The following is a 7,827-nucleotide window of genomic DNA, read 5'->3' as shown; positions in this document are numbered from 1 at the left end:
AATTCCGAGACTGGCAAATATTATCGAATACGCCTCATGCTGGCTGCCATGTGGTCTGCACAGGAGTTTTTGAGTACTTACCAAAATGGTTCGTGGTTATGATGTTGCCGGTGATGAAAATTGCCTCCCGGTTGAAATTTTTGCCCCGGCATTAAGGGTCTTGAGAGGCGCTGTCCACAATACTGATGGGATGTTTGGTAGTCGTATTCGACAGCCTTTTTTGACTGTTCATGCTGGTGAAGATTTCAGTCACCTGCTCAGTGGTTTGCGGGCAATTGATGAGGCAGTTGAATTTTGTGAGTTTAAGGAAGGTGATCGGATTGGTCATGCCCTAGCATTAGGGCTCAATGTTTCAACCTGGGCAAAACGGCAACGCAGAACCTATCTTACAGCAACAGAGCATCTTGATAATCTGGTGTGGTGTTACCATCAGGCGGTTGGACTTTCGCAAATAATAGGGGAGTTCCATGGAGTTCTGGCCTTGCTCTATAGCAAAATTCAGCGTTGGTCTAATGTTGTATATGGACAGAGTCACACCCCACGGGATTTATACAAAGCTTGGCATTTACGGCGTAACTGCCCTTTACGGTTAAAAGAAACCTCTTCGTTAGCTGGCCCTGAAGGCCTCTTGTGGGTACCCGACCGACGATGGCTGGAGAGCCATCCCGTAGATTCGGCAAAAAAGCTATGGGATAAATATCTGCGGCCAGTAAAAGTAAAAGACCAAGGGCTTTATGTAAACAGGGTCATCACCGTAACTGTTGATTCAGATAAAAATCATAATATGAATGTTTTGTCAGGAGAGAGTGAGTGGGAAGATAGGGTATCCCCTGCTGAATTGAATCTTTGGGAAGCAATACAGGATCTGCTGATTGATCGTTATAACCAGCGGGGTATTGTGATTGAAGCCTGCCCAACTTCAAATTTGTACATAGGCAGGTTTCATCACTACCGTGAACACCCGGTTTTTCGGTGGTCGCCTCCCAAAACTGAATGGCTCAGCCCCGGCGAGAGGTTTAATCGATTTGGACTTCGCAACGGTTGTATCAAGGTTTGCTTAAATACGGATGACTCCGGGTTGATGCCAACAACGATTGCCAATGAGCACCGGATAATTGAGATGACTGCCCGTGAAGATTATGACGTTGGTGCGCGGGATGCAGAGCTTTGGATTGATCAGATCCGTCAGGATGGTGTGAAGATATTTCAAGACAGTCATTTGCAGTGGGTCTTTGAAAATTAAAAAACTGGTTTTCTCACAAGTAGGGCTGAGTTAATACAATAGCAGCAGCGCGAACCAGCCCGCCCCTTGAGTCTTACCTTGCAAGTTATGATTACATCGAAGCTGCGGTTTGCGCGGCTTTTGATTCCGGCGGTTATACTCAGAAAACCATTACCGATTTTTTTGGGCTGCATTATTCCACGGTGAGTAAGATGATTGCACGCCAAACGTGAAGTCTCCAACCATACTTCATTTATTCAATTGTTACTCCGACCCAATCAATATTTTATGAAAATTCTCGTTACCGGCGGAGCCGGTTATATCGGCTCCCATACCTGCGTTGAGTTACTGAATACCGGGCACGATGTTGTTGTGCTGGATAATCTTTGTAATAGTTCACCCACTGCCATCAAGCGTGTAGAAAAGATCACGGGTAAGTCACTGACCTTTGTTGAGGGTGATATCCGGGATGAACATACGCTCAACTCGTTAATGAAAACCCATCAGTTTGATGCGGTGATGCACTTTGCTGGTTTGAAGGCGGTTGGTGAGTCCTGCACCATGCCTCTGAAGTATTACGACAATAATATCAGTGGCACTATTACTCTTTGCCGGGTGATGGCAGAGCATAATGTTAAGCGATTAATTTTTAGCTCTTCTGCCACGGTATACGGTGATCCGCATACGCTCCCCATTGAAGAGAACTTTCCACTGTCGACCACGAATCCTTATGGCCATTCAAAACTGGTGATTGAGGAGGTACTTCGGGAACTGTATAAGTCTGATTCGCAATGGAATATCGCCCTGCTGCGCTATTTTAACCCGGTGGGTGCTCACCCTTCTGGCATGATCGGTGAAGACCCTAACGATATTCCCAATAATCTGTTGCCTTATATTTCACAGGTGGCCATTGGCAAGCTGAAGCAGTTGCAGGTGTTTGGCAGTGATTATCCGACTCACGATGGTACCGGTGTACGAGACTATATTCATGTGGTGGATCTGGCTCGTGGTCATGTGAAAGCACTGGAAAGACTCACGGATGATAATCAGGATTGCCATGTATGGAATCTGGGTGTTGGTAAAGGGTATTCAGTGCTGGAAATGATCCACGCCTTTGAAAAAGCGTCCGCTAAAACGGTGCATTATGTTGTGACGGATCGTCGCCCGGGTGATATTGCGGCCTGTTATGCGCATCCGGAAAAAGCCGAAAGGGAATTAGGATGGAAAGCGGAGTATTCACTTGACGATATCATGGCCCATGCGTGGAAGTGGCAATCGGAAAATCCTCAAGGGTATTGTTCAATGGAACTATAAGACTTGTTTCAGGATTACCCATCGTTTGTGGCCAATAATGCAAGATAAAAATCATGGTAAAGTCCCTAGTGTGAGTAATTAATCATTAGGTAAACCCCCGGCTATGCTGGGGAGACTCGCATAGGTTTTACCGAGGCGTCGGTATCTAATCTCGAGGTTCCGCCAAGAATCAAGAGATTTAGCTTATGCCAGACTACAAGAGTCTGACCCATACCCGCTGGGATTGTAAATATCATGTGGTTTTTATTCCGAAGAGGCGCCAGAAGGTGATCTACGGACGGTTGAGAAAATTTCTCGGAAACATATTCCACGAACTCGCCAAGCGTAAGGGGTGTGAGATTCTGGAAGGCCACTTGATGCGTGATCATGTCCACATATGTATCAGTACCCCTCCAAAATATTCAGTGTCACATGTTGTCGGTTACTTAAAGGGCAAGTGTGCCATAGCGATAGCTCGTCATTTTAAAGGTTGGCAACGGAACTTCAGTGGAGAGCACTTCTGGGCAAGAGGGTATTTTGTGACAACGGTTGGTTTGGATGAAGATGTTGTCAGGGCATATATCCGTGACCAGGAAAAGAATGATGAACGACATGATCAATTAAATCTTGGTTGGGACTCGCGCCCATGGGCGCAATAAAAGCCCTTTGAGGGCGTCATCTAATAAGCCTCCGGCTTTGCCGGAGGTCATTTAACTATCTCTTCATTCAAGCAATTTAAAAATGAAATAACTGTGAAGACTGAAAGCGATAACAGGGAGTACATCCTGACGAATTTGCTGTTTTCCCGTAAAGTTGAACAGCTGGAAGGTTTGCTGGGTGGCTTCAATATTTTTGAAGCGATAGGCGCGGTTAACCGTGAGCTTCGGCATAGCGACTTTCTTGCTTTTTTGTTGCAGCCCGATCGTCCCCACGGGCTGGGTGGACGTTTATTACGGGAATTCATTGTCGAGTTCTTCGCCAACTACAACGGTAATGATGCCCCATCACTGATTGATGTGGGTTGTTATCAGTATGAGGGTTTTTCCGTCTATCGGGAGTGGAAGAATATAGACCTGCTAATTGTTTCTGAACAACATAAGCTGGTTCTTGCGGTTGAAAACAAAATCTGGTCAGGAGAGCACTCGAACCAGTTAACTCGCTACCAGAAACACGTTGAAACCCAATACCCTCACTATAAGCGATTTTATGGTTTTCTGACGCCCACCCGGGAGTTCCACCTGGATGACCTTGCCGCCAGTGTGGTCGGCGCCCTGTTGTTTGAATTTGCAAGGGCGGGTAGAGCGGTCATCCGCTCAGGTGGGGCCCGTCAATCGTAATAGGTGCTGCAATGTCTCGAAACTATTTTGGTACGGATGGTATCCGTGGCCGTGTGGGTGAATTTCCGGTTACGCCGGATTTTGTGCTCAAGCTGGGCTGGGCCGCAGGGCAGGTGCTCAATGCGGAAGGCCAGGGCTGTGTACTGATTGGCAAGGACACACGAATATCCGGGTATATGTTTGAATCCGCCCTGGAGGCGGGGCTGTCGGCGGCGGGCATGGATGTCTACCTGCTCGGCCCCATGCCGACACCGGCAGTGGCTTACCTCACCCGCACCTACAACGCCAGCGCGGGGATTGTCATCAGTGCCTCGCATAACCCCTATCCGGATAATGGTATCAAGTTCTTCAGCGGCCAGGGGCTGAAACTCCCCGATGCCACTGAGCAGGCCATAGAGGCGATGCTGGAAAACCCGTTTACCTGTGTTGCCCCGGAAAGACTCGGCAAGGCGCGCCGGATTGATGATGCGCCCGGGCGGTACGTTGAATACTGCAAGTCCACGGTTTCGCCCCGGCTGGACCTGCGTGGCCTGACCGTGGTGGTCGATGCCGCCAACGGCGCCTGTTACCACGTTGGCCCCGCCGTGTTTGAGGAGTTGGGCGCCACGGTGATCACCATCGGAAACTCGCCTGACGGGCTCAATATCAACCGGGATGTGGGCTCCACCGCGATCGAGGCCCTGCAGCGTCGGGTGGTGCTGGAGCAGGCCGACCTCGGTATTGCCTTTGATGGCGACGGCGACCGGTTGATCATGGTCGACCATGAAGGCCAGCCACTGGACGGGGATGAGTTGCTTTACATCCTGGCCTGCCATGAACAGCAACAGGGGCGGCTTTACGGCGGCGTGGTGGGCACCGTGATGTCCAATCTGGGGCTTGAGCATGCGCTGGCGGAGCGGGAGATCTCGTTTGTGCGGGCAAAGGTCGGTGATCGCTATGTGATCGAACAGTTGCTGCAACACGGCTGGCACCTGGGCGGTGAATCCTCCGGACACCTGATCTGTCGTCGGGTCTCCACTACCGGGGACGGCATTGTCGCGGCCCTGCAGGTACTGGACGCCATGCTCGATAGTGGCGAAACCCTCAAGACCCTCAAGACCCTCAAGGCAGGTATGCGGAAGTATCCCCAGCACATGATCAACCTGCGTATGAGCGAGCGCCGGGATGTCAGCAAGATACCCGCCATCACCCGCGCCGTGGAAGCGTGTGAACAGTCTCTGGGTGACAGTGGTCGTGTACTGTTGCGCGCTTCCGGCACCGAGCCGGTATTGCGGATCATGACCGAAGGGGAAGACCAGGAGCTGATTACTGCCCGGTGCCAGCAACTGGCGGAGCAGGTGGAGGCCGTGTTGAAAGTGCTTAACGGCTAGCCGGCGCTTTTCGGAACTGGCCGCAACAGGTATGATCGGCGCCGCAAATTCCTGGTGGCAAACCCTGATGACCGATACCCGATACAGCCGTTTCCTGTTTTATTGTCTTCTACTGATCCTGCTCTGGTTGCCATTGCCGTTTGGCAGCAAGCCGGAATGGGCCATGGGGCTGTTCCAGCTTCTGATAGGCCTGCTGGCCGGTCTATGGCTGGTGGGGCTTGCTTTCGGCAAGGTTGCGCTGACGGACGGGTTTAACCGGGGGCGGCCGGTGCTGTTGGCGCTGTCGCTGGTGACTGTCTGGCTGCTGGTCCAGTCGATACCGTTACCGGCCGGGTGGGTGTCCCAGCTTTCACCGGTCGCTTATGACGCGCACGCCCGGACGGCATCAGCATTGGGGGTGTGGTTGCCACCGGACATTCCCCTTTCCCTTGATGCATTTGCCACCCGTGTCCACGCACTGTTGACCCTGGCCTACACGCTGCTGTTTGCGCTGACACTGCTGCTGGTGACAGATCAGCACTGCATGAAGTGGCTGGCCTGGGCCATTGTCACAGGCGGTGCATTCCAGGCGTTTTACGGTGTCATCAGTACCCTGTCCGGACTGGAATGGGGCTTTTTCATGCCCAAGGAAGCCGGGCGGGGTGTGGCCACGGGCACCTTTGTTAACCGGAACAGTTTTGCCGGGCATCTGGAAATGACACTGGCCATAGGCATCGGTCTGCTGATCTCCCAGTTACAGGAGCATCGCGCCCGGGATCGTCTGGAATGGCTGCGTAATACCCTCAAGACCCTGATGAGCAGCAAGGTCCTGCTGCGGGCAATACTGGCGGCCATGGTGATCGGGCTGGTGATGTCGCGGTCCCGGATGGGGAATACGGCGTTCTTTTCCAGCCTGCTGGTGACAGGATGCCTGTATGCCATTTGCCGGAAAAAACTGTCCCGCGGCATGATTGTGCTGTTTCTCAGCATCATTGTGATTGATACGGTGATTGTCAGTCAGTGGTTCGGGCTGGAGAAGGTGGTTGAGCGTATTGAGCAGACCCGCATGGACAAGGAGTTGCGGGCCGATGTCAACCCGGTGTCGCTGGAGATTATCGGGGATTTTGCCCTGACCGGTTCCGGTGCAGGTACCTTTTATACCACCTTACCCGCCTACCACGATGGCACCTGGTGCGGTTTCTTCGACCTGGCCCATAACGATTACCTGCAGTTTCCTCTGGAATTTGGCATTCCGGCGTTTTTGTTGCTTGCATTTTCCCTGGTATTCGGATTGTGGCAGGCCGTTCGGGCCATGCAGGAACGACGCAACCGGCTTTACATCGGTATGGGCTTTGGCTCCGCCATGGGGGTTGTGGCCCTGCTGATTCATTCGGCCGTGGATTTCAATCTGCAGATACCCGCGAATGCGGGGTTGTTCGTGGTGTTACTGGCGATCGGTGTGCTGGCCCGGCATTTGCCGACACGGATGAATGGGGGCGGTGGTGCCGTTCGGCACCGTTGAGCAAGCTGCATCTTGTTGGTAGTGGGCCAGATGTGTGGCTGGCATCCTTGGAGGCGTTGGTACTAAAGTCTCTAAATTGGCAAAACACACATTTGAACCTCTACCTTCAACGTCTCTATAAGTTTTAGCTCAGCCAGCGCCCTGAATTTCCCTTACTGTCTCATCATTTCTGCGGAGTGTTGTTTGGCAGAGAGCATTGTCCACCCTGTCTTTTTGCTGTTTCGCTTTACGTCAGGAACCGGTAATCTTCGCTACCGGTTTTTCCTGACTGAAGGCTGCTGTTCCCTCCATGATCGATATCCATAACCATATCATTCCCGGCATTGATGACGGGGCTGCCGAAATGGCCGACGCCCTGGACCTGCTTCGCCTGGCGGTTGCTGACGGCATCACGCAGGTGGTGTGCACCCCCCATATGCATGACGGGCGCTATGACAACGATATCGATACCATCCGTCCCGCCTTTACCGCCCTGCAACAGGCTTCCAGCCAGGCGTCGATTCCGCTGCGGCTGGCCATGGCGGCTGAAGTGCGGGTCAGCGATGAATTCATGGTACAGCTGCGTCGGGGCAGGGTGCCCCTGGTTGGGCAGTGGCAAGGCAGTGACTGTGTGCTGCTGGAAATGCCGCACCAGCAGGTTCCGGTGGGGCTGGATAACCTTCTGGCGTGGCTGCAGCGCCAGAATGTCCGCCCGGTCATTGCGCATCCTGAGCGTAACAAGGAGCTGATGCGCTACCCGGAGCGAAGCCTGAAGCTGGTGGAACGCGGTGCGTTATTCCAACTGACAGCAGGCTCCGTGGCGGGGCATTTCGGCGGACAGGCACAGGATACTGCCCGCTGGCTGCTGGATCGTGAGCTGGTGCAGTTTGTCGCATCCGATGCCCACCATGCTGTCCGGCGACCACCGGCCATGAAAGCGGCCGCCGATACGTTGCAGGAGTGGTATGGGGTCGGTGTCAGGGATCTGCTGACCGATACACTTCCGCGGCAATTGACCGAATCCCTGTTTGGAGCAGAGGTACAGGGAAAGATCATGAAAGGCCTTGCTATCATTGACTTCGCGGGCAATTGACCGCCACCAACACTTTTTCTTTTTAGCCATGT

General features: G+C 52.8%; 7 protein-coding genes. All 7 read left to right on the top strand.

Features of this window, described 5'->3' with window-relative positions; translation table 11 throughout:
• Positions 1 to 85: 85 nt before the first annotated feature.
• The 7 genes from ABD892_RS05160 to ABD892_RS05130 all read left to right on the top strand — a co-directional run bounded on the left by ABD892_RS05160 (position 86) and on the right by ABD892_RS05130 (position 7,795).
• Positions 86 to 1,243 (top strand): hypothetical protein, encoded by a 1,158-nt coding sequence (locus ABD892_RS05160; protein WP_345194324.1) that lies wholly within the window; start codon positions 86 to 88, stop codon positions 1,241 to 1,243.
• Between the two features lie 267 nt (positions 1,244 to 1,510).
• Positions 1,511 to 2,536 carry a UDP-glucose 4-epimerase GalE gene (gene galE, locus ABD892_RS05155; protein WP_345194323.1) on the top strand — a complete coding sequence of 342 codons (1,026 nt, stop codon included), beginning with the start codon at positions 1,511 to 1,513 and terminating at the stop codon, positions 2,534 to 2,536.
• A gap of 185 nt (positions 2,537 to 2,721) precedes the next feature.
• A complete protein-coding gene (gene tnpA / locus ABD892_RS05150) occupies positions 2,722 to 3,174 on the top strand; it encodes an IS200/IS605 family transposase (RefSeq protein ID WP_345194322.1) in 453 nt (150 codons plus the stop codon).
• 93 nt (positions 3,175 to 3,267) lie between these two features.
• Positions 3,268 to 3,852, top strand: coding sequence for a PDDEXK-like family protein (locus ABD892_RS05145; RefSeq protein WP_345194321.1), 585 nt, complete (start codon positions 3,268 to 3,270; stop codon positions 3,850 to 3,852).
• 11 nt (positions 3,853 to 3,863) lie between these two features.
• Positions 3,864 to 5,222 carry a phosphoglucosamine mutase gene (gene glmM, locus ABD892_RS05140; RefSeq protein ID WP_345194320.1) on the top strand — a complete coding sequence of 453 codons (1,359 nt, stop codon included), beginning with the start codon at positions 3,864 to 3,866 and terminating at the stop codon, positions 5,220 to 5,222.
• 31 nt (positions 5,223 to 5,253) lie between these two features.
• A complete protein-coding gene (locus ABD892_RS05135; protein ID WP_345194319.1) occupies positions 5,254 to 6,723 on the top strand; it encodes an O-antigen ligase family protein in 1,470 nt (489 codons plus the stop codon).
• A gap of 289 nt (positions 6,724 to 7,012) precedes the next feature.
• Positions 7,013 to 7,795 carry a tyrosine-protein phosphatase gene (locus tag ABD892_RS05130; RefSeq protein WP_345194318.1) on the top strand — a complete coding sequence of 261 codons (783 nt, stop codon included), beginning with the start codon at positions 7,013 to 7,015 and terminating at the stop codon, positions 7,793 to 7,795.
• The last annotated feature ends 32 nt before the right edge of the window (positions 7,796 to 7,827 follow it).

Source organism: Kistimonas scapharcae, assembly GCF_039540975.1.
Classification (GTDB): Bacteria; Pseudomonadota; Gammaproteobacteria; order Pseudomonadales; family Endozoicomonadaceae; genus Kistimonas; species Kistimonas scapharcae.
Note: the sequence above shows the minus strand (reverse complement) of the source record. Positions and strands in the feature narration are given on the sequence as shown.